Here is a 20,725-nt window from a genome sequence, read left to right as displayed (position 1 = left end):
CATGCACTCCGGTCGATTTTCAAACCGCGGTGAGCGCGCAAACCGAGTGAGCGGCGCAAAAACGCAGGCCATTGACGCCAACAATATTGAGCGACGCGGCACGCTTGCTGGATACGTCAGCGGTCTCGTGTGGCTCGGCTTCCTGTTCTACCCGATCTATGCTGCTTTACATCGCGATCCGCTGATCAAATACACAGCTCTAGGCTTCACAGGTCTGTTTATTCTCACGTATATTGGCTCGCTGGCCGTGGCGTTCAAGAATGAAATTTTTCTTCGCGGGCAGTTCATGCCGCGCGTGATTGCGTTGATCTTTACGGCGATCAGCATCACAGCGATAGAGTTTTTCCTGCTAGGCGATATTGCCGTGACGTACGTCGTGTACTTAGTGCCAATTTGTATATTTTTGTTACCTATGCCGTGGAATTTCTATATTTCCGGTTTGCCGGTGATCTACACCTTTATCTTGGCATTTACGAGGAACTTTGAGATTTTATCGATTGCAATTGGCTCAATCGGAACGTATATCGCGGTGACTGCCTCAGTATTCTTCCAGGTCCTGGGGAATAAAAAGACGGCGCTCGTCACGCAAATGGCGACTCTCGAAGAACGCGAGCGAGTGGCACGAGACGTGCACGATGTGCTCGGTCACTCACTCACCGCTATTGCCCTTAAATCGGAGCTGGCTCGTGAGCTGGTAGAGCGCGATCCGCAGCAGGCGCGCGCGGAGATCGACGCGATTTATGAGTTGTCTCGCGGAGCTATTGCAGAAGTTCGCGCCACTGTCTCAGGTTTGCGCGTGCGTCAGCTTGTGCACGAACTGGACGCGGTGCGCGCTATCGTACACGACGCCGGAATCGAATTTTCGCTGGTAGGAAGCCCAGATGAGGTTACGCCCAGTGCACGCATCCTGTTTGCTTGGGCGTTGCGCGAAGCCGTCACCAATACGGTAAGACATGCAAAAGCGCAGCATATTTGGGTTACGCTTCGTGAGGACGCCATTTCGATTCGCGACGACGGCGTTGGGATGGGTTCGCGCAGTTTCGGTAATGGTTTGTCTGGTTTGCGGCATCGGGTGGAAGACGCCGGCGCCAAGCTGAGCGTTTCGAGCCCCGATCCAGGTACTGAGGTTAAAATTGAGCTATGAATCGAGTGATCAGAGCATGATTAAGGTGTTACTCGCAGACGACCAAGCGATGATCCGCGGCGCGCTCTCGGCACTACTTTCACTAGAAGGCGATATTGACGTCGTGGCAGAGGTAGGCACTGGTGATGCGGTGATTCCCGCCCTGGATCGAGCCTTTGGAGGATGCGATGGCGCTGATGGGCACGATGGTGCTGGTGCGAACGAAAGTGCTAGTCCCTACGAAAGTACTGGTGCGCACGAGAGCACTCGTGGAACCGGCGTCGACGTCGCTATTTTGGATATTGAAATGCCGGGCTGCTCCGGAATTGAAGCTGCGAAACTCGTACACGAAAAGTATCCGCAGGTGAAATGCCTCGTCTTGACCACATTTGGGCGGCCTGGCTATATGCGACGTGCACTCGATGCGGGCGCGCTCGGATTTATGGTCAAAGAGACTCCTGCGCGCGAGCTCGCCACCGCGATCCGTCGTCTCAATCAAGGAGAACGCGTTATTGATCCAAGCCTGGCTGCGGCGGCACTGGTCGAGGGTGCCAATCCCCTGAGCGAGCGCGAAAGCGAGCTGTTGCGATTGACGCTAAGCGGGGATCGGATTTCAGATATTGCGCGGCGAGTTTTCCTCTCGGAGGGCACCGTTCGCAATCATTTAAGCGCGGCGATGGCCAAGACTCACACCGAAACACGGATGCAAGCTGCATTATTAGCTCAAGACAACGGTTGGCTCTAAACTCTTATTGAGAACATATGTCGTTACATAAACATATTGCAATATTCTTATATGTGTGATTGGATGGATTCATGAGAACATTGGACGGCCAAGCCGAGGTTGCGAGAATCTTCAAGGCGCTCGGAAACGAAGGGCGACTGGTCGTACTATGGGCTCTCAGTCAAAAAGACTGCACAGTTAGCGAGTTAGCAGCGATTACGGAACTATCCCAACCGCTCGTCTCGCAACACTTGCGGTCACTAAAACAGGTGAAACTCGTGAACGGCACCCGCCAAGGCAAAGAAGTTATTTACTCCCTTGCCGACCACCACGTTGCACACATCGTGGAGGATGCGTTCATTCACGTTACCGAAGGAGAGAATCATGACTAACCTCGACATTCACGCAGAGCACACCGTTGCCGAGCACGAGCACGGCGAAAACTGCGGACACGAAGCAGTACAGCACGGCGATCACATCGACTACGTACACGGCACGCACCATCACGCTCTTCATGGCGACCACTACGACGAGCACGAAGCGGTTGCAGAGCACACCGTTGCCGAGCATGAGCACGGCGAAAACTGCGGGCATGAAGCTGTTGAGCACGGCGATCACGTGGACTACATTCACGATGGACACCGCCACGCAGCACACGGCGAGCATTACGACGAGCACTGAGTTTAGCTCAATACCCGTACTCCAAATAGGCGATTTTGCAGGCAATTCGCACAGTGCGTTTCTCGGCAGGTTTTTGATTCCTCCGCAGATTCTCATTGACGCGCGGAGCTTGTGAAGTCGCCTATTTGAGTTTTCGAGAAGCCAGTTGCGGCTTTGGATTATCGGTCAACAGTAGAGACGTAATCACCCAAGACAAAGGTGCTCGAATCCAAGAAATCTCCCGATGCACTCCACGATTCACGGACCGCGAACAAACAATAGCACTGCACACCTTGGCAATTTCCGCACGCCACGGTAGAGTAATACATGCTATTTGGAATCATTCCAGTTTGGAAGAGCTGGGGGGGTTACGCAACGCAGAAACAACACAAGGCGAGTGCGCACGTAAGGCGGATCCGGCGTCGTCGGTATAAAACACCGGCAAAACTGGACAAGCCTACGCGAGCAAACACTCACCAACGCGTGGTAAGCGCTGCACAAACATCTCCCCAGCCCAATAGCAACCCAATCACGATACTCAAATAAGGAGAAAAAGATGTCGCTTATCAACACCAAAGCAGCCGAATGGGCAGGAACCGCTTACCACAACGGTGATTTCGTTGACCTTTCTAGCGAGGACCACAAAGGCTCATGGGCAATTCTTTTCTTCTACCCAGCTGATTTCACTTTCGTGTGCCCAACCGAGCTCGAGGACATGGCCGACCACTACGCAGAATTCGAGAAGATGGGCGTCAAGGTGTACGCATTCTCAACCGACAAGCACTTCTCCCACAAGGCATGGCACGATTCCTCCGAGCGTATCGGCAAGATCACTTTCCCAATGGTTGGCGATCCTACCTGCAAGATCGCTGAAGATTTCGAGACGCTTCGCCCAGGCGAAGGCGCTGCGGATCGCTCCACTATCGTGATCGACCCAGACGGCGTGATCCAGTACGTTGAGACCACCTCCGAGGGCGTCGGCCGCAATGCCGCCGAACTTCTGCGCAAGGTTAAGGCAGCTCAGTACATCTACAACCACCCAGGCGAAGTTTGCCCAGCTAAGTGGGAAGAGGGCGAAGAAACGCTCGCTCCTTCATTCGATCTTTCCGGAAAGCTCTGATGTTTCTCGACGACAACACAATCAACCAGCTCAAAAGCTTAGTTACCAATATTAAGCTGCCGATTCGTTTCGAGGCTTCGCTTGACGATACAAAGCGCTCTGCGCAGATGCGTGAGATGCTCGAACAGGTTGCGCAACTCTCGGATCTCATCGAGTTTACTGAGGTAGCTCACGAGCGCACGCCGTCGTTCGCTATTTCACGCGTGGACTCGGACGTGTCGGTGCGAATCGCCGGCCTGCCGATGGGCGAAGAGTTTTCGAGCTTTGTATTGGCGATGGTTCAGGTAGGCGGACACCCCGTGCGTGCGGATGAGGACGTTATCGAGGCGATCAAAGCCATCGACGAGCCTCATGAGTTCGTCACATACATGTCTCTCACCTGCCAAAACTGCCCGACCGTGGTGCAGTCGCTCAACTCGATTTCGATCCTCAATCCGCTGATCAAGCACACCGCAGTTGAGGGCGGCGCTTTCCAAGACGAAGTGAACGCGCGCGGCATCAAAGCGGTGCCCGCCGTCTTCATGGACGGAGAGCCGTTTGGCCAGGGACGCATGGGCTTCCAGGAAATCTTGGCAAAGCTCGATACCGGATCGAACGCCAAGCGCGCCGAGAAGCTCAACGCTTCCGAACCGTTCGACGTGCTCATCGTAGGTGGCGGACCGGCGGGTGCGACGGCGGCCGTCTACGCTGCCCGAAAAGGCCTGCGTGTTGGCGTGGCCACAGAAAATGTGGGTGGTCAGGTACTCGATACGGCCTCGATTGAAAACCTCACGGTGATCGACAAGATCGGCGGCACAGCGCTCGGCAGCGAGCTTGAACAGTCGATGCGCAGCTACGGCGTAGAGATCATGACCGGCCTGCTCGCCGAGAAGCTGCACAACAAGGACGACGCTGGGTTGTTCGCGATCGATTTTTCCGGCGGCGTTACGCTGCGCGGCAAGAGCGTGATCGTGACGACGGGCGCGCGTTTCCGCACTACAGGCGTACCGGGCGAAAGCGAGTACCGCAATAACGGCGTAAGTTTCTGCCCGCATTGCGACGGACCGCTGTTCAAGGGCAAGCCGCTCGCTGTAATTGGTGGAGGCAACTCCGCGATTGAGGCAGCGATCGACTTGGCTGGGATTGCCGAGCACGTGACCGTTGTGGAGCTAATGCCCGAGCTCAAGGCAGACGATGTGCTGCTGAAGAAGCTCGATTCGCTGAGCAATACCAGCGTGATTACGTCCGCTGCGTTGCAAAGCGTTGAGGGGGACGAATCCGGCGTTACCGGCATTACCTACAAGGACGCCGATGGCGAGCTACACGAAGTGCCCGTTAACGGTATCTTTGTACAGATCGGTCTAATTCCGAATGCCGAGTGGCTCGATGGCACGCTTGAGCTCAAGCGCGGCGCCGTGGTGGTTGACGAGCATAACGCAACGTCGATACCGGGCGTTTTCGCTGCTGGCGACGTTACCGACATCCCATACAAGCAGGTAGTGATTTCGCTTGGCGCTGGGGCGAACGCCTCGCTCGGAGCGTTTGATTACTTGATTAGGCAGTGATCTAGCGCAGGCTAGCTGGGCGTAGCACCGCTTTTTGGGGCGATTCTCGCAACATCTCGAAATATTTTCAGATGTTGCGAGAATCGCCCCAAAATTTTACCAAGACCATTCTTGACTAGTCGTTCTTGAATGGATATTCTTAAAACATGGGCAGAAATAGATCATTCAACACAGACGATGCGCTTGCCGCGAGCGCACGTTTGTTTCGCACAAAAGGCTTCGAGGCGGCGTCGATAGACGACGTCGTCGCAGCAACCGGCATACACCGCGGCAGCTTGTACAACACGTTCGGCAGCAAACACGGGCTGTTTTTGAAAGTGCTAGAACAAGCCCTATCGGATCTCACCAAAGCCGAGAACCTGGAAATACTGCTCGTTGCACTATTTGATATCGCCCCGGAAAACCAGGCAGTTCAAGAACTTATCGCCAAAGCGATGAGCGGCGAAAAAGGCATTGACGCAGCACTCGGGCGCGCACTTTTACAGCGAGCCGGTCTGCGCAGCACGTAGCGAGTTGGTTTACCCAGCAAAAGCGCCGGCCTACGCCGCACAAAACAGTCCCTTGTACAGCGGCAAACTTACGCCGCGCAAAACAGTCCCGCTTGCACAGCGCAAACCTGTATAGCGAAAACTTGCACAGCACAAAAACAGCCCCACTCACACAGCTCAAAGCAAACCCGCTTGGCGCAACCACGAACGGGCTTTCACTAACACCTAGAAATGAGAAAAAATGACTACCACCAAAATCTTCATCACCCCTACCGAGCTGGTCGTACGCCCGTGCGGAATCAACAAATTGTGGAGCTTGAAAAAAGAAGTGCGAGTGCCACTGCGTAACGTACGCGGAGCCACGCACGATCCAGGTATGCGCCATGAGCCAAAAGGGATGCGCGCACCTGGTTTGCGCTGCGGCAATAAACTTGCAGGCACATTCCACGTGGATGGCACTCGCAACTTTTGGAATGTGAGCGGATACGAGAACGCAATCGTGATTCAGCTAGCGCCGGGCGAGCATTTCAACCAGCTCATCGTAAGTGTGGATCACCCGAACGAGAGCGTCGCTCTGATCAATAACGCCATCACGAAATAAGCCGCTTAAGCCGCATAAGGCGCTCGATAGGCGGCGCAGCACACGGCAGAGTACGCCGCACTGCAGGTGGCGCAGTTAGCAATCAATTAACTGGCGCACAAAAACTTGCCCGCGAGCAACACCGCAAGCAACACGGCACGCAGCGCAGTACCCAGCAGACCATTTAGCGAACCATTCAGCACGGCAGGCAACGCAGCGTACAGCGCAGCAACTCACCCAGTAAGTTACCTGCTGAGAAGCGAATACTTAGTGCATATCTATTCTGAGCCGAGCTTGTCGTCAGCTGCGTCGCGTGCCGAATCAAGTTTGTCGGTAAATTTGCCGCCAGTGAGCTTATCTGCGGCGTCGTGAATCGCGTCGAGCGCCTGATCCGTTTTCTCTTCGTCGTCCTTGATGTCGTCGAAGGCTTGGGCAGCTTTGTTTTTGAGGTCATCGAAATTCATGGCTTTCCCTTCCATATGAGCAGTGGAGAACACAACCTTACCTGCCGCAATAGCTGCGCCTCGTGTGGAGCGCGCGGGCAGGGCAAATCGAGCAATGTTCGCTATACGTGCGTCACGGTCAAAATCTGCACATTTAACGCGCACACCTCAACAATCAGCGCGCGCATTTATTCTATATTTTTCGCCTGCAAATTCCGAGCGCAAATGCAACCACACCCGTCGTCGCCACCCTTTGCCGTTTACAAACCTGCGTGTTACTCTTGACTCACGAGTTTCAGGATTGTGACGAAAGGCAAGACCTGATCACCCGAGATTCCCACGTGAATTCCTGCTGTTCACGCACGGGTCTCAGTGTCCACGCATGGGTGTTGTGCGCTTTCGTCTCCTGTTTTCCGCTCGTTCCTCTCTGATTTGGCGACTCGAAGATTTGCCAGTGGCAGATTCTCACTCTCACTACCGCCATCATCATTCCGAGTTGCATTACTGACGACGACGGCGAGCAGCGCCGCATGTCCACGTAATACGTTGCATCGTCGCGACGTTGAGTGAAAAGCGGAAAAATGTTCAAAACTCTTCAAAAACTCGGCAAGTCGTTCATGTTGCCGATTGCTATTCTTCCAGCAGCTGGTTTGCTGCTCGGTATCGGTGGAGCGCTGTCTAATGCCAACACCGTCAAGGCATACCCGGTGCTCGATAACGCATTTTTGCAGGCGATTTTCTCAGTCATGAGCGCCGCCGGTAACACGATCTTTGCGAACCTCGCTCTCCTACTCTCGATCGGTCTGTGTATTGGCCTGGCCAAGCGAGACAAGGGCACCGCCGCACTTGCCGGTATCGCCGGATACTTGGTGATGGTAGGGACGATGAACGCCCTGATGCTTCTTCGCGACCCCGAAGGAAAAATCGACACCGGCGTCGTAGGCTCGCTCGCAATCGGTGCCATCGCCGTCTGGCTTCACAATCGCTACCACAATATTCAGCTCCCGCCGTTCCTTGGATTCTTCGGCGGCTCACGCTTCGTGCCAATCGCGTCTACTCTGGCAGGTATGCTCGTGGGATGCATGTTCTTCCTGATCTGGCCACCAATCCAGAGCGCTATGGTTTCCGCCGGTGAGGCAATCGCTGGCTGGGGTGCGATCGGCACATTCTTCTACGGCTTCCTCATGCGCCTCTCGGGTGCGGTAGGTTTGCACCACATGATTTATCCGATGTTCTGGTACACACCACTCGGCGGAACCGAAGTTGTTGCTGGTCAGACCATCGAAGGTGCTCAGAAGATCTTCTTCGCCCAACTCGCCGACCCAAGCCACGTGGGTTTGTTCACCGAAGGAACTCGCTTTTTCGCTGGTCGTTTCGCTACCATGATGTTCGGTCTCCCCGGCGCCTGCTTGGCGATGTGGCATGTGCTCCCTAAGGATCGCCGCGCGAAGTACACCGGTCTGTTCGCTTCGGTAGCGCTCACCTCGTTCATCACCGGCATCACCGAACCGATTGAGTTCATGTTCCTCTTCGTGGCACCGTGGTTGTACGTCATTCACGCTTTCCTCGACGGCGTATCGTTCTTTATCGCTGATATCTTGAACATTTCGATCGGAAACACTTTCTCGGGCGGCGTGATCGACTTCCTCCTGTTCGGCGTGCTCCAAGGCGAATCTAAGACCCACTGGCTTTACGTGATTCCAGTCGGTTTGCTATGGTTTGGCCTGTACTACGTGGTGTTCCGATTCCTGATCACCCGTTTCAACGTGCCTACTCCTGGCCGTTTCGACGACGCTGAGGCACCGGCGTCGTCCGACCCAACAGCCATCGACGCAACTGAAGGTGTTGCAGGTGCTGGAAGTGCAGCGGAGGCCGCAACAGGTGGCGCAAACGACAAGAACGCCCAGCTCAAAGCCGAATCCGAGATGATCGTCAAGGCGCTTGGCGGCCCGGAAAACCTCGAGGACGTGGACGCATGCATCACCCGACTGCGCGTTGCCGTTAAAGATGGCTCGAAGGTAGACAAAGCCGAGCTCAAACGACTTGGCGCGGCGGACGTGTTCGAGGTCCGGGGCGGCGTGCAAGCGGTGTATGGTGCAAAGGCGATATTGTACAAGAACGTGATTAACGAATCGCTGGGTATCGACGACTGAAAGGCTAGAACGTGGGACTGTTTGATTGGATGAAAAAGACGGCGGAGGTCGAGGTTTTCGCGCCCGTACCTGGGGATTTGCTCGAGCTTTCTGAGGTTCCCGATCCGGTGTTCGCTGGTGAAATCCTGGGTAAAGGCTTCGCTGTGGCGCCCACAGGATGCGTCTTTGCTTCACCAATCGCGGGCGAAATAACGATGCTCGCACCGACCCTGCACGCATTCGGAGTGCGTTCCCCCGAGGGAGCTGAAATTTTAGTTCACATCGGCATCGACACCGTTGCGCTCAAAGGCGAAGGTTTCGAAGCGCTTGCGCAGATGGGCGACGTCGTTGAGGCCGGCGATCCAGTGGTGCGGGTGGCGGACAACGTCGCTCAAAAAGTACCGTCAATGGTATCGCCTGTAGTGAACACGTCGAAAGCAAAATTTGAAATCGCACAGCTCAACCTGGCCGCCAAGCCCGGTGAGCCTGTGGCAATTTTGCGTGCGTTGGGGGCGTGAGTTCCATGTACGTTCGGATTGTGCGCATTTATAACAACAATGTGGTGCTGGCCGAACGTGAAGGCGATCAAGTGGTGCTCCTCGGGAGGGGAATCGGTTTTCAGCGCAAGGCTGGGGATTTGATCGACTCCCGAGGGGCGCGCACTTTTGTGCCCGACTCGCTTCACAAAGCCGCGCAGGTGGCCGGATTGTTGAGCGAGGCCACGCTTGAGCAGGTTGAGGTCACGCGTCGGATGGTGGAGTTGGCGACGCCGGAGGGTGTGGGTGGTACGGCGCGAGGTGCAGCGGCTGATGGTCCGGTTGTGGATGGTCCGGCGGCGGGTGGCAGCGGCGTCGGTGCTGGTACGGGCGTTGTTGGTTCGGCTGGGGCTGCAGGTGTGGTGGCATCGGGTGCGGCGCGAGCTGGGGCGCGAGGTGCGACTGAGGCTGCGGCTGAGACTCGGGCGGCGGCGGCGTCGGGAGGTGCTGCGGCGTCGTCAGAAAGGACGCGAGGTGCAGCGCGCGGTGCTGCGGCGTCGTCGTCGGGAAATACTGGCGCGGACGCATCCCGCCCCGGCAAACAAATATTGTTTATGGCGCTCTTGGATCACTTGGCGGCCGCCGTGCGGCGAGCAGAGCAGGGCATAACCGTAGATTTTGCTCTGAAATGGGAGGTCATGGCGCTGTTTCCGAGCGAAGCGGGCTTAGGAAAAGAAGCGCAGAGGCTGGCAGAAACTGAACTGGGTGTGCGGTTCCAAGAAGACGAGTGGGTGGCGTTTGCGCTGCATTATGTGAATTTCCGGTGGGCGAACGGGAATTTGCTGAAAACAGTTGCGATGACCAGCGTCATAAAGGACGTGTTTGCGCTGCTTGAGGAGAAATGGGACGTGAAGATTGATCAGGAGTCGGTGAATGCTTCGCGTTTTGTGACGCATTTGCGGTATTTGATTGTGCGGACGGTGCGGCACAGTCGCACCCCGCATGGCGTGGATGTTTACGACGCCGTGCAGCGTTCTACCCCTGGCGCTGCCACTACCGCGCAGCAGGTAGCCGAGCTTATCGGGAAAGCCCTGGGGGATGAACTGTCCCGCGAAGAAGTGGGATATTTGGGGCTACACTTGGCAAGGCTCTATGAGTCGGAGCTGGGGGCGTAGGTTGAAAAGTTGTGGCGTGGGCGAGTTGGGGTGTTCGTTGAGGCGGAGCTGGCAGCAGAGGTGAATTTGGCCATGGGCGGGTAGGTGCGTCGTAAGCAATTTACACCCTAGGCAGGGTTTGGGAGTTAATTACGCGCGCTCCTACTCCGTTTCGACGACGGCGTCCTCCACAACGATTGCGGAGATGATGCGCTCTCGGCACTTCCAAACTAACTCTTTTGGGGGTCGTACTTCCACAAAGCTTCTTGATCCCAATTTGGCGGGAATCCCATCGCGGCGAGGACATCAATTGAGCTTGGCAGTTTTGCCTTTTTAACGAGCGTAGCGAACGATCTTGGCCAGTTCGTAGCTGGATCCACAACAGTTACGCAGTGTACAATCAAGGCACACAAAAAATAGAGCCGCTCATTGGAAACCGATTTGAGATGTAGCAACGTATCGGGAATTTGACCTGCATCCTTGACAATGGGCGGAGCAAATACAGTTTTGCGATTCCAAATTCTTCCACCATGAGCACAATGATTGCGCAATACTGTTAACGGATGGAGATATTTCCATAGTAGACGTGAATTGGGGATTGCGAACTCCTTGGCAATTTTCTGAGCGTCGTTACGTCTTAAAAGTTCAAATAGCCTTACCAAGGCACCAAAACTGAGTACTTCAGTGACTACCCAAATTGGAAGTGGATCCAAGTATCTGTGGTTAAAATGCTTTACAAAATCCTCATGTCTTGCATCGGAAATTGATTTCTCACAAGTTTCCTTCCATAAGTCAAACTTCGTTTTCTCACATTTGTCGTCGCTTCTTTGGATGACCTCATTCGCCCGGTGGTCATCAAGAAACTCAACATTAAGATGCGCCCACGGATTCGTCTTCCCTAATTGATAGCCGATCCGAACACGAAGTCCGATTTCAAGAGCGAGGAGTCCTTCAAATATTTTTGACCGAAGCTTTTCATCGAATCGATATAACAAGAGTGCGTCACTAAAGCAAGATCCGTCAACAAATTCATCGAGACGTCGACCAATAGAAAGTTCCGACGTGGTTGGATCATGTTTTCTGAACACGTATGTGTATGCAGAAAACCGATAATACCCAATACCTTTAAGGGCTTGGATGGCTTCCTTTCGATTATTGACCAGAAGCCCTCGACTTTCCATAAGAGAAAGCTGTTGGTCATAATAACGATGAGGTTTATCGTATGGAATTTTTCCCATTGGACACCTCGATTTCAGATGAAAGATATGGAAAACCGAACCATATCTAGCGCTGGCACACAGCCGATACTAGATAGCGGGTTCGGTATTTATGCTCCACATCCTAGCCACTTCCGGCATAAGACTCAATCATTTTCAAGAAGTGATAGCTACTCCATAGCTAAAGCACTCCCCTACCTGTTCTACTGGTTCGGGAATCTCACTGACCAATAAACCTATATAACAACAATCGAAGCGAAAAACGCAGATCGTCATGTCGTCGTCATCAGCTTGTTAACGATACTGGTCAACTGCTTGTGCATAGGCCTCTTTTGCCAAGATCGAGGAGTGAAATCTCCGAAACATGGACACTTGCCCGTCGCGCATCAGATCAATAACGAACTGCCGAAGTGGCTCTCGGAAAATCGGGTTTTCAAGCACCATATTCGCACAGCCAGCCGGAATAATGAGCACGTCTGCGGAGGTCAAAGCATAATTTGCAGTGTAATAATCATATGGAATCTCTTCTAGCGCATGTTCAAATTTCTTATACAGACCTCTGCCATTCTTCAAGATGATTGAATTGGGCGGAAAGTTAATGCATGTTGACGGCGTCACGTAGCAATCGTCGTCACCATCGTCTCGCCCGCTGCCGTCGTCGACAAACAAATACACGTCCTCTTGACGGGGCGTGTAAAGGACTTCAAGCTTACCGACGTTCAGCGTGTAGTACCGACCACCGGAAGTTGAGGGCATATCGGTGATCGACCAGTAGATCGTCTCAAGCTCAACGGTATTGGGGATGACGTGCACAAGGTAAGCGGCGATATCATGGAGGAGTCCTTCATAAAGACTGAGCTGCCGATCTTCGTGGTACACCTCGATCAACCGATCTATTTTCTTCACTTGCGAAAGTTTCGACGACGACGCGGTTTCGATTCGTTGCATGGCGCGTACGATAGGGTCAATGCGATATTCAGCCTGGCCAGTTGCCCAATGCGACTGGTCGATGGGTGCCATGACGCCGTCAAATACACTTGGCCCAGTAAACGCGAAGTTGTAAGTTTTGTTTCTGAGCTTTATTCCTGCGGATTTGAGCTCCTGAATCGTTGTTTGTTCGTAGAAATTCAGTTCGTCTGCGGGAAGGTCGAGAATCTGGACAGCGACAATATCTTTCCAAGGAAGATGGTGTTTGCCGCCATGAACGTGCTGCGCGAATCGTCGTCCAAGATTGAGTGCTTGTCCTACATACTGTGTTCCATCAGCAAACTCGAGCACATAGATACCGCTTGCGTGCTCACGAAAAATCGGCGCAAAGCGGTGATTGACTGCCAGTTTACGACTGTCTCGGGTTAAGAAATCACTCGGGCTGCTAGGCAGAACGAAACGTTGGAATGTGAGCATTCTCGTTTTCCCTATACCCATTGCAATCGCCCACTCCATCTCATACCTGGCATCCTTCCGGTATCTATAAGGTCAACCGGTTCCACTCTTCCGGGATTCCCATTGCTTCCAGAGTTACGAAAGGATTAGGGAGAAAACACTCTACAAGTAAAGAAATTGCTTTTTCGGGCCAAGTGGTTCCCGGAGAAATAGTCTGAAGCAAATATGCCATAAACACTAACGCTCCAAAGACTCTCTCACTTTGAGAATTAGGTAAAAGAGCAAGCGATTCGTTGGTTAGCATCGCAGTGGTACTTGCGGGAACGAAAGACCTGTTCCACACGCGCCCATGATGAGCACATGTATTTCGAATGATTGTTATTTGTTCAAGCCAACTCGCCAGAGGGTGTGATTTCTTAACTTTCGATTGTTGATTATTGCTAAGTTTATTTAGGTCTATCCGAATGCCCCAATGCTCGGCGATCTCTCGTTGATCTGTGCTTTTGAGACCCGCGTATAACTTTGAGATATCTGAGAAATCCATCGTTTCTGCGATTACCCATAAGGGAAACTGTCCACTATATTCTCCCAGATAGTGTTTCACAGACTCGCTTCGTTTGCGTGCCCGATTTAAACGTCGGTAGGCAGTTTCAATCCAGTCAAGGTAATCGAAATTTGGGCGGAATATTTCGGAATTTGTATACGCGAGAGGATCTAAAGAATTATTAATACAGATCAGGTTCGTTACGTGCGAGCGACACGCAATCTCAATCCGCTCGATACCGTCATATATCAGGGTACGTAGCTTTCGATCTGCTTCGTAAAGCGCAACGACATCGGCAAAAGAAGTTTCGGGAACAAATTGGTCGGAACGTTCATTGTTCTTTGTTATTTGACGAGCTGGATACCAGTACGCGCTAAGGCGGTAATAACCGACGTGAGACAACCACTGTTGGGCAAGTTGTGGGTCAACATCCATTCCACGTTCCCGAAGAATACTGATCTGTTCAGGAATGGTAGTTACAGGTTTGAGTGTTTTCATTGTGCACTACTTTTGCTAATAAGTAGAGATCCAGCCCACTCTCTACCCCGAAACGGAGATGAGGCGGGCTGAACTATTACCATCAATTTAACAAGGAATCGAGCGATATTCAAACGAAAGTGGAAGTTCCGAATCCTTCCGCAGCGGCAAAGCGCTTCGCCAGGTCTTCTAGGTAGGGACGGCGTTTGACGGCGTCAAGCCATTTGCGTGGAATCGATTCGGTGCCATACGCAATGCCCGCGGCCGCGCCCACGATCGCCGCGTAAGTATCGGTGTCGCCACCGAAGCGGACGGCGGTGCGGATCGCTTCGGGGTACAACGTCGTATGCAACAGCGAGTATAACGCGATTTCGAGGGTATCGACCACGTACGCCGACGCCGTGAAGTCCGCAGGAGTGAGCGAAACAAACTCGGGACTGAAGATTTTTGAATGTGCCGCGAGCGCCTCCTGCCATTGTGGATCGTCTGGGCGCCAGTCGCTGTATGGGAGGGCGACGGCGTGCTGATATGCCCGTGTGACGTCAAGACCAGCGAGTAGTCCCCAGAGAAATTCGCAGAATATTATGCACGAGAGTTGGGAGATCGCGTGTCCGTGCGTAATTTGCGAAGCTTGGGAGACGACGTTCCATCTGTGTTCGCGGGAATGAGGCGGTTCATGGGAATGGATTTGTTCGCGAGAGGGGTTGGACGCGGTGACTTCGGTGCGCACGCTCGTTGGCACATGTTCACCTGTTGCTGTGTGCCCACAGCTTGCCTCGTAGCCACCGGCAGATGCATGCCCACCGGCTGCTAGGTGAAGAGGGATCGGGAAAATGCGCATGAGGGCGCCGTTGCCGTTGTCGCGCACACGGGTTGCACCGGATTCAAGGGCGGGCGTGCCTCCCTGGAAGCGACCGAGTGCCATCATCACCGTCATTCCCAATCCGAATGGGCGCTCGATGGAGCAGTATTTTCTTTCCTCCCACCAGGCTAAGAATTGATGCATGACATCGGTGAGGTCGAGGCGGCCTTGGTGGGAAATAATCGATTCCATTGTGGCGACGGCCATGGAAGTGTCGTCACTCCAGGCGCCAGCAGGTATCGCACGGCTCGGCCGAGAATTGGCTGAATCAACGTCACTCGCAGCATACATGGCGTCGAGTGGGTGTTGGGCGACTTGATCCGCGTTTAGAAACTCGAACGGAACGCCAAAGGCATCACCGACTGCCGCACCGAGCAGGGCGGACGTTATCTGGGAAGCAGTGAGTGGTCCGCCGCCGGACGCGCTGGTTGTGTTTATACCCATGAGAACCTGCTTTCAGTGGACTAGTTGCGCCAGGACGTTGGAGCAAAGCTGCCAACTCCAGTATATGTGCGAGGGTTCAGAAGCTGGGGAATATGTTTTGCGGTTTATGACCCGGCGAAGGAGCCCTTCGCCAGGGAACGTTAGCCAATTTCTGATGCTACCGCGCAAGAAGAAGAATCCTCTATATTGAGGAAAAATCCTAATTTTAGTTAGCCCCACTCAAGCTAGGCAAGCCTAAATCAATTGGTAGCATCTCCCTCAACTTGACGCTCTGCTAATTTGAGATCACAGCCCAAGGTTTTTGCACGATCTCCCAATACTCCTTGTTTTGCCGCAACTGCAATCAACTCGCGCCAAGTCTCCAAACTTTCAGCTATTTTGGCGGTCAGAGTTTGGATATACTCCTCACGACGACACTCACGCGAGATGTACCGATGTAAGAGATCCTGCAAACTTGGATCCATTTCTATCACCTTATTCTCAACCTTCTCCCAATAGTCTTTCGGACTTTCCTGTGTTTGAGGGTTGTCACCAAGCGCATCAAGATAATAAAAACGTCCAGATTTCCCATAACGGTCAAGCGTGTCGAGAATCAAGGGCCACAAAGGATCCCTTTCGAGCTCGTGTAAGGCATCTTTAACGTACTGAGGATGCGTTGCTTTGTTTATCCCTTCCTCAATTACTCGTCGTAGTGCGGCATCCATCTTTTTTAGATCATGACCATAATCTTTTTTGAGAATTTTGGCAGGTATCCATTCACGATTCTTATCCAGATAGACATAACCAAGCGCCAACTTCAATAATTTTTCAACACCTATCGAGAGCAACGTCAGTACAGGCTCACGCGTAGTGTCAATAAATACAGCCGATCCGAGCGTGTGTATACCATACTGCACTAAGCGCTTCGCGGAATCGATCTCTTGCATCAGATATGATTCCTGTAGCTGTGTCAAGGCATCATTGTATTGATTCACCATTTCCAAAATTCTCCCCGTTGCTTAAAGTTTGTTTCAAATCATCTCACACGACGGGCACACGTATATTAAATGCTTATGTTGACATGAAGCTCGTCGTGGTCTACTCCAACGCGCCACGACGGAAATAATCACTAAACGCTTTGAATTCATTGCAATAATTGCAGTATGGCTAATTGGACACTTGATTTTGGTGACTCAATAAGTGGTCTTCTCGTAGACGGAGTCACCGAAACTCCATACGTCGGAGCAACACTCAAGCTTACACGTGAACGTGGAATTATTGTTGAAGTTCCATATTTGATTTTTAATGATAACGAGCAGTTCAAACATGTGCACCCATGGTTTCATGACCAAACACCGCCTCCGTCGATGCAGTTATTAACCAATCAGGGAACTGTGACTTTGTGTGGCGTTAAATGGAGCGGATCCCGCATATCCGGCGGAGGAGGGCGTATTCCATTGGGTATTTTACGCCCCGAAGATGCACTCTTTAGCGAAGTCGATGATGGATTACAACCGACACTCAGAGTGCAATCCTTGCGCAGTAACATTGATGGTCTCCACCATTGGACCGGATTGTCAACCGTCACTGAGGAGATTCACACTGACTCAGACGGGCGTTGTATCGGAATTACGAACCGTGTTAAGTCGTCTGAAACTTTCGAATGGATCCAAGGTTTCCTAAGGGCTATATTTTCTGCCCTATAGCAAACTCACATATGGGTCGTCATAGGTCGTCATAAGGCCCGTCTGGCTTAGTTGTCGAACTCGTTCTTCAAGGCCAAACCGTGGACGAACATGCCGTGCATCGTCCTTTTACGTGTGAAGCCGTGATGTTCAACAGTCGCGTTGAAATCGACCATGGGACGCGCCCACCCAGAGGTCGACATCGCCCACGCCCGATAGGCCTGATACAAATCCCTGGCCCGTTCCGACAGCCCAGGGTCGACGTCGCAGTTGGCGTCAAGGAACTGGGCGAACCAGTTGTTCTCGTCCCGATACGCCGCTGATGCCTCCACAACTCGGGCCGGGGCCTTGAGGTGGTAGTCCTCGGCGTGGATGAGGCGCACACCCTCCATAATCCAGGCCAGGATCGCCCCTCCTGCCTGCGTGTAGAGGAAGTCGGTGTAGTTTTTGATGTCGCTGTCGCCTTCGATCTTCGCTTCGAAGGGGATGACGATGAGCCTGCGCCAGATACCCGTATCCATCGCACCCACCCTCGGCAGGTGATTCGTGTAGAGGATGAGCGTGTGCGACGGAGTGAAAGCAAACGGTGCCTTGTACTTCTTCTCCGCGTAGATCTGGTCGGTGGAGGCCAGCTGCTTGACCACCGAGGTGGACATGCGCACGCCATCTTCGGACTCGACGGAAATGATGAGGCGTTTGCCTTTGGCCTCCGCCAGCTCAGGCTTGACGTTGCGCATCCCACCGATCGTGAGCACATCAGCGCTCATGTTGCCCGCGTAGGTGCCCAGCACTCGGGCGATGGTGTTCCAGAACGTCGATTTTCCGTTGCGACCATCCCCATAGGCGATAACGAGGGCCTCGACGAAGACCTGCCCTATCGCAGCCAGGCCGACGATGTGCTGCACGTAGGAGATGAGCTCAGTGTCGCCCTGGAAGAACACCTCGAGGGCTTCCTGCCACAGGTGCGCGCCGTCGGTGCCCGGGTCGAGGCTGGTCTGCTTGGTCACCAGATCCGCCGGGTCATGGTCACGGCGAGACATGACTCCGTGGCGCAGATCGTAAGTACCTGATGGGGTGTTGAGCAGATACGGGTCGGCATCGAGCTGCTCAGGTGTGGTCAGCAGTATGGGGCGGGCTTCTTTCAGGCAGTTGGTGATCCCGTGTGATTCTCGGCGTTTGAGCGCGTAGACCGCATAGGTTTTCGCGTCCTGGAACGCGGCGAACGCCTCCTGTTGGGCGGCGTTGAACATGACCTGGGCTTTCGCCTTCGACATCGACGCCAACAACATGGCAGCCCCCGTGGCGGCGAGCTGGTCTTTGGCGTCTCCGAGCAGCTCGTGGGCCTCGGCCAGTTGGCGCTCGGTGAGCTCCTGGGCGACGGCTTGGGCCACAGGGGCGGATTCGTACCAGACACCGTCGTAATAGACGAGCCAGTCGGTGACCTCCGAGTAGCGCAGTGAGTCCGGATAGGCCTTGACAGGTATGTGGGCTTGGCCGACGTCGCTGTAATCGGCGGGGCGTACCGAATCCAGGCTCGCCTCGAAATCCGATGGTGGCACATACCCAGGCTGGTTCTCGACCGTCTTGGCGAACCGGGTGGCCGACCGCCAGATCGACTCCACCTCAGCCTCGGGCAGCGGCGGGTTGCAGCGGGCGGCTTTGCGGTCGAACAAGGCGCGTGCCTCATCGGTCGTGCCGAGGCGAATCAGCAGCCTGCCAGCAAACCTCGACAAGGTCGCACTACGGGAGCCTTCCTCGATGGACTGGGTGGCGTCATCCCACTGGGCGAACACGTCTTCATCGACCGCGTCGGCAAGCCAAGCGTCGATGGTACGCTCACCCTCGACCACCGTGATCTGCGGAGCATTGTGGCCGTAAATGAAGCGTCCTGCGTCGATCGCGTTCGGGTCGAAAAACTCAAACCTGGAAGCAAGCTGCTTCTTCAGCCCCGCGTAGGCCTCAGCATCAGCCACGGGGTCAATTGGGAAGTAGACGTGGAAACGGGGCCTTGCCGGCTGGGCACCTTTGGCCTTTTGGTGGTTGCGGGAGGTAGCGGTCATAAACGCTACGTCTGGTAGCTGCTCGGCGAGGCTTTCTGGGGTGACCCATTCGGCCGTTTCTTCGGTGTGGGAGTTGTCGACATCCATGACCAGGCAGTTCGAGGTCACGAAACTGCCAGCCGAGCGCCTGCCACCCACGTACTCGGCAACCACATGATCAAACCTGGCAACCGCCTCCAGGTCGGCTGCCGTGGTCACGGCGTGCGGGTTCGGGTAGTGGGCGTTGTTTTGCTGGCCCGCCACCTGCGCGGTGAACATCGTCATCGCCTTCATAGGGTGACCTCCTCAAAGTCAGCGTCGAAATAGGTGATCGGCAGCTCGAGGTGATGGGCCCATTCAATCTCGGCGCGCATCCCTGCCGAGACGCGGGCCGTGTAGACCCAGATCGCCTCGCACTTGCTAAGAAGAATTCGGTTGAAAAACATCGCCAGCTCACGCTCGCTCGCGTCGTTATCGTCCATGAACTGCGGAAACAGCAAGTGTGGTGCGAGCGGGATCTTGTGACGTGCCACCGCGTGAGCACACAAAGCGCGAGCCAACTCGACGTTGCTGTCAATGTCTCCGGAGTACGGGGAGCAGATGTAGACCAAGGGCCGGTAGCCGTACTCGGCGCGCTGGAGATTCTTTAGCGCTGTGAACGCTGTGGGGTCCGGGTAGCCTTCCGTGTTGTGGGGCGAGAAACCCAGGTCGATGCCGGGAGCGGTCGTCGTCATGCCGCACCGCCGTCCTGCTCGATGACCGGCAGCAGGCCGAACTGGTTCTTCAACAGGTCATAGACAAAGAGCCGACCTTTCTGGGTCCAGTACATGTGCGTGCGGGTCTTGCCCTCGTCGTACTCATGGGTCTTGGACTGCGTGTAGCCCTGCTCGGCGAACCGGGCGTAGAGGAACCAGCGGCCGGACTGCCTGAACTGCACCCCCGCGTTGTGCAACAGCAAGTTCAGCTTCTTTGCCGACAGCCCGTAGTCCTTGGCAATTTCCGTGATGGTCAGCAGCGATTCCGACTGGAGCACCACGTCATAGTACGACACCTTCGGTGCCGCTTCCAATAAAGCTTGCTCGGCTGCCAGTCGCTTGACTCGCTCGGAGCGAAGCTGAATGATGGCATGCTCGAGGAACTCATCATTGCCCAAGAGCTCGTCGATGGCGTAGACACCGTGGCGGCGGATGGTGGGGAGAACCTCGTCGACCACCCAGGCTTCGAACTGTTGGACTGCGGGGAGCTTGGAGGAGAAGATAAGACGGTACAGGTCACCTTCGGTGATGAACCGGGCTTCTTGAGTGCGCCCGAGCGAATCGGTGATGGGGTAACGAATCGGAACCCCACGGCAATGATCCTGAATCGCCTTGCTGGTATTGGTGTACCCAAGCGCCGTGGCCACATCACGAGCGCAGAAATACACCTTGTCCTCATACTCGACGGTTCGGATAGTTCCAAAGGCATCATTCGTGAATGCCTGCAAATCGGTGGTGGCCATTGCTGGCTCCTGTCTGAGAGCCAAATCGACGCGTGACCCGCCAGCCACCGAGTGTGGCTGGTTTCGTGCTCTCAGACATCCGCCGATGAGCACCCGCGAAACCGGTCACTGTCAATCGAACTTTTTCGCTGATGTCCGTTGCGCATATTGGCG

General features: G+C 54.3%; 21 protein-coding genes. 12 read left to right on the top strand and 9 right to left on the bottom strand.

The features are described from left to right. Position 1: 1 nt before the first annotated feature. The 8 genes from JOD55_RS02870 to JOD55_RS02835 all read left to right on the top strand — a co-directional run bounded on the left by JOD55_RS02870 (position 2) and on the right by JOD55_RS02835 (position 6,260). Positions 2 to 1,144, top strand: a complete 1,143-nt coding sequence (locus tag JOD55_RS02870) for a sensor histidine kinase (RefSeq protein ID WP_204398476.1) — start codon at positions 2 to 4, stop codon at positions 1,142 to 1,144. A 16-nt stretch (positions 1,145 to 1,160) separates the two neighbouring features. Further along, positions 1,161 to 1,868 (top strand): response regulator transcription factor, encoded by a 708-nt coding sequence (locus JOD55_RS02865; RefSeq protein ID WP_204398475.1) that lies wholly within the window; start codon positions 1,161 to 1,163, stop codon positions 1,866 to 1,868. 71 nt (positions 1,869 to 1,939) lie between these two features. Continuing rightward, a complete protein-coding gene (locus JOD55_RS02860) occupies positions 1,940 to 2,239 on the top strand; it encodes an ArsR/SmtB family transcription factor (RefSeq protein WP_204398474.1) in 300 nt (99 codons plus the stop codon). Beyond that, positions 2,232 to 2,528: a hypothetical protein gene (locus JOD55_RS02855; protein WP_204398472.1), complete on the top strand. Its 297-nt coding sequence runs from the start codon at positions 2,232 to 2,234 to the stop codon at positions 2,526 to 2,528. The genes JOD55_RS02860 and JOD55_RS02855 overlap by 8 nt, the downstream gene beginning before the upstream one ends. A gap of 535 nt (positions 2,529 to 3,063) precedes the next feature. Further along, positions 3,064 to 3,627, top strand: a complete 564-nt coding sequence (gene ahpC, locus JOD55_RS02850) for an alkyl hydroperoxide reductase subunit C (RefSeq protein WP_131279280.1) — start codon at positions 3,064 to 3,066, stop codon at positions 3,625 to 3,627. Beyond that, the gene (gene ahpF, locus JOD55_RS02845; RefSeq protein ID WP_204398470.1) at positions 3,627 to 5,171 is read left to right on the top strand and encodes an alkyl hydroperoxide reductase subunit F; all 1,545 of its coding nucleotides are present in this window, start codon (positions 3,627 to 3,629) and stop codon (positions 5,169 to 5,171) included. The genes ahpC and ahpF overlap by 1 nt, the downstream gene beginning before the upstream one ends. 146 nt (positions 5,172 to 5,317) lie before the next feature. Next, positions 5,318 to 5,680 (top strand): TetR/AcrR family transcriptional regulator, encoded by a 363-nt coding sequence (locus tag JOD55_RS02840; protein WP_204398468.1) that lies wholly within the window; start codon positions 5,318 to 5,320, stop codon positions 5,678 to 5,680. 220 nt (positions 5,681 to 5,900) lie between these two features. After that, positions 5,901 to 6,260: a hypothetical protein gene (locus JOD55_RS02835; RefSeq protein ID WP_204398466.1), complete on the top strand. Its 360-nt coding sequence runs from the start codon at positions 5,901 to 5,903 to the stop codon at positions 6,258 to 6,260. Between the two features lie 257 nt (positions 6,261 to 6,517). Here the strand turns inward: JOD55_RS02835 and JOD55_RS09310 are convergent, their stop codons facing one another. Next, complete coding sequence (locus JOD55_RS09310; RefSeq protein ID WP_338022182.1) at positions 6,518 to 6,847, bottom strand: antitoxin; 330 nt, start codon at positions 6,845 to 6,847, stop codon at positions 6,518 to 6,520. A 416-nt stretch (positions 6,848 to 7,263) separates the two neighbouring features. Between JOD55_RS09310 and JOD55_RS02825 the strand changes: the two genes are divergently transcribed. From JOD55_RS02825 to JOD55_RS02815, 3 genes are read left to right on the top strand one after another with little or no spacing between them, the layout of a single operon-like run. Continuing rightward, positions 7,264 to 8,835 (top strand): PTS transporter subunit EIIC, encoded by a 1,572-nt coding sequence (locus JOD55_RS02825; RefSeq protein WP_204398464.1) that lies wholly within the window; start codon positions 7,264 to 7,266, stop codon positions 8,833 to 8,835. An 11-nt stretch (positions 8,836 to 8,846) separates the two neighbouring features. Next, on the top strand, positions 8,847 to 9,332 hold the full coding sequence (locus JOD55_RS02820) for a glucose PTS transporter subunit IIA (RefSeq protein WP_204398462.1): 486 nt from the start codon (positions 8,847 to 8,849) through the stop codon (positions 9,330 to 9,332). A gap of 5 nt (positions 9,333 to 9,337) precedes the next feature. Continuing rightward, positions 9,338 to 10,465, top strand: coding sequence for a PRD domain-containing protein (locus JOD55_RS02815; protein ID WP_204398460.1), 1,128 nt, complete (start codon positions 9,338 to 9,340; stop codon positions 10,463 to 10,465). Positions 10,466 to 10,674: 209 nt separating this feature from the next. Here the strand turns inward: JOD55_RS02815 and JOD55_RS02810 are convergent, their stop codons facing one another. From JOD55_RS02810 to JOD55_RS02790, 5 genes are all read right to left on the bottom strand, one after another. Continuing rightward, positions 10,675 to 11,682, bottom strand: a complete 1,008-nt coding sequence (locus tag JOD55_RS02810; protein WP_204398454.1) for an Abi family protein — start codon at positions 11,680 to 11,682, stop codon at positions 10,675 to 10,677. A 273-nt stretch (positions 11,683 to 11,955) separates the two neighbouring features. After that, positions 11,956 to 13,065 carry a GIY-YIG nuclease family protein gene (locus JOD55_RS02805; RefSeq protein WP_204398453.1) on the bottom strand — a complete coding sequence of 370 codons (1,110 nt, stop codon included), beginning with the start codon at positions 13,063 to 13,065 and terminating at the stop codon, positions 11,956 to 11,958. Between the two features lie 64 nt (positions 13,066 to 13,129). After that, the gene (locus JOD55_RS02800; protein ID WP_204398452.1) at positions 13,130 to 14,086 is read right to left on the bottom strand and encodes an Abi family protein; all 957 of its coding nucleotides are present in this window, start codon (positions 14,084 to 14,086) and stop codon (positions 13,130 to 13,132) included. Between the two features lie 109 nt (positions 14,087 to 14,195). After that, positions 14,196 to 15,371, bottom strand: a complete 1,176-nt coding sequence (locus JOD55_RS02795) for an ADP-ribosylglycohydrolase family protein (protein WP_204398451.1) — start codon at positions 15,369 to 15,371, stop codon at positions 14,196 to 14,198. A 239-nt stretch (positions 15,372 to 15,610) separates the two neighbouring features. After that, complete coding sequence (locus tag JOD55_RS02790; RefSeq protein WP_204398450.1) at positions 15,611 to 16,348, bottom strand: hypothetical protein; 738 nt, start codon at positions 16,346 to 16,348, stop codon at positions 15,611 to 15,613. A gap of 165 nt (positions 16,349 to 16,513) precedes the next feature. On the opposite strand from JOD55_RS02790, the gene JOD55_RS02785 reads away from it, so the two are divergent. Next, positions 16,514 to 17,056: a hypothetical protein gene (locus JOD55_RS02785; protein WP_204398449.1), complete on the top strand. Its 543-nt coding sequence runs from the start codon at positions 16,514 to 16,516 to the stop codon at positions 17,054 to 17,056. 47 nt (positions 17,057 to 17,103) lie between these two features. On the opposite strand, the gene JOD55_RS02780 is transcribed toward JOD55_RS02785, so the two are convergent. From JOD55_RS02780 to JOD55_RS02770, 3 genes are read right to left on the bottom strand one after another with little or no spacing between them, the layout of a single operon-like run. Further along, positions 17,104 to 19,368 carry a phage/plasmid primase, P4 family gene (locus tag JOD55_RS02780; protein ID WP_204398447.1) on the bottom strand — a complete coding sequence of 755 codons (2,265 nt, stop codon included), beginning with the start codon at positions 19,366 to 19,368 and terminating at the stop codon, positions 17,104 to 17,106. Further along, on the bottom strand, positions 19,365 to 19,808 hold the full coding sequence (locus JOD55_RS02775) for a DUF7768 domain-containing protein (protein ID WP_204398445.1): 444 nt from the start codon (positions 19,806 to 19,808) through the stop codon (positions 19,365 to 19,367). The genes JOD55_RS02780 and JOD55_RS02775 overlap by 4 nt, the downstream gene beginning before the upstream one ends. Further along, complete coding sequence (locus JOD55_RS02770; protein ID WP_204398444.1) at positions 19,805 to 20,572, bottom strand: phage antirepressor; 768 nt, start codon at positions 20,570 to 20,572, stop codon at positions 19,805 to 19,807. Before JOD55_RS02770 ends, JOD55_RS02775 begins: the two co-directional genes overlap by 4 nt. Between the last annotated feature and the right edge of the window lie 153 nt (positions 20,573 to 20,725).

Origin of the sequence: Arcanobacterium pluranimalium (assembly GCF_016907845.1) — a bacterium.
Lineage (GTDB): Bacteria > Actinomycetota > Actinomycetes > Actinomycetales > Actinomycetaceae > Arcanobacterium_A > Arcanobacterium_A pluranimalium.
Note: the sequence above shows the minus strand (reverse complement) of the source record. Positions and strands in the feature narration are given on the sequence as shown.

Excerpts from the sequence above, each read along its gene's own strand:
- JOD55_RS02795 (WP_204398451.1), bottom strand. The coding sequence starts at position 15,371 with ATGGGTATAAACACAACCAGCGCGTCCGGCGGCGGACCACTCACTGCT.
- JOD55_RS02780 (WP_204398447.1), bottom strand. The coding sequence starts at position 19,368 with ATGAAGGCGATGACGATGTTCACCGCGCAGGTGGCGGGCCAGCAAAAC.
- JOD55_RS02775 (WP_204398445.1), bottom strand. The coding sequence starts at position 19,808 with ATGACGACGACCGCTCCCGGCATCGACCTGGGTTTCTCGCCCCACAAC.
- ahpC (WP_131279280.1), top strand. The coding sequence starts at position 3,064 with ATGTCGCTTATCAACACCAAAGCAGCCGAATGGGCAGGAACCGCTTAC.
- JOD55_RS02860 (WP_204398474.1), top strand. The coding sequence starts at position 1,940 with ATGAGAACATTGGACGGCCAAGCCGAGGTTGCGAGAATCTTCAAGGCG.
- JOD55_RS02835 (WP_204398466.1), top strand. The coding sequence starts at position 5,901 with ATGACTACCACCAAAATCTTCATCACCCCTACCGAGCTGGTCGTACGC.
- JOD55_RS02865 (WP_204398475.1), top strand. The coding sequence starts at position 1,161 with ATGATTAAGGTGTTACTCGCAGACGACCAAGCGATGATCCGCGGCGCG.
- JOD55_RS02870 (WP_204398476.1), top strand. The coding sequence starts at position 2 with ATGCACTCCGGTCGATTTTCAAACCGCGGTGAGCGCGCAAACCGAGTG.
- JOD55_RS02790 (WP_204398450.1), bottom strand. The coding sequence starts at position 16,348 with ATGGTGAATCAATACAATGATGCCTTGACACAGCTACAGGAATCATAT.
- JOD55_RS02770 (WP_204398444.1), bottom strand. The coding sequence starts at position 20,572 with ATGGCCACCACCGATTTGCAGGCATTCACGAATGATGCCTTTGGAACT.
- JOD55_RS02805 (WP_204398453.1), bottom strand. The coding sequence starts at position 13,065 with ATGCTCACATTCCAACGTTTCGTTCTGCCTAGCAGCCCGAGTGATTTC.
- ahpF (WP_204398470.1), top strand. The coding sequence starts at position 3,627 with ATGTTTCTCGACGACAACACAATCAACCAGCTCAAAAGCTTAGTTACC.
- JOD55_RS02840 (WP_204398468.1), top strand. The coding sequence starts at position 5,318 with ATGGGCAGAAATAGATCATTCAACACAGACGATGCGCTTGCCGCGAGC.
- JOD55_RS02815 (WP_204398460.1), top strand. The coding sequence starts at position 9,338 with ATGTACGTTCGGATTGTGCGCATTTATAACAACAATGTGGTGCTGGCC.
- JOD55_RS02785 (WP_204398449.1), top strand. The coding sequence starts at position 16,514 with ATGGCTAATTGGACACTTGATTTTGGTGACTCAATAAGTGGTCTTCTC.
- JOD55_RS02825 (WP_204398464.1), top strand. The coding sequence starts at position 7,264 with ATGTTCAAAACTCTTCAAAAACTCGGCAAGTCGTTCATGTTGCCGATT.
- JOD55_RS02855 (WP_204398472.1), top strand. The coding sequence starts at position 2,232 with ATGACTAACCTCGACATTCACGCAGAGCACACCGTTGCCGAGCACGAG.
- JOD55_RS02800 (WP_204398452.1), bottom strand. The coding sequence starts at position 14,086 with ATGAAAACACTCAAACCTGTAACTACCATTCCTGAACAGATCAGTATT.
- JOD55_RS02810 (WP_204398454.1), bottom strand. The coding sequence starts at position 11,682 with ATGGGAAAAATTCCATACGATAAACCTCATCGTTATTATGACCAACAG.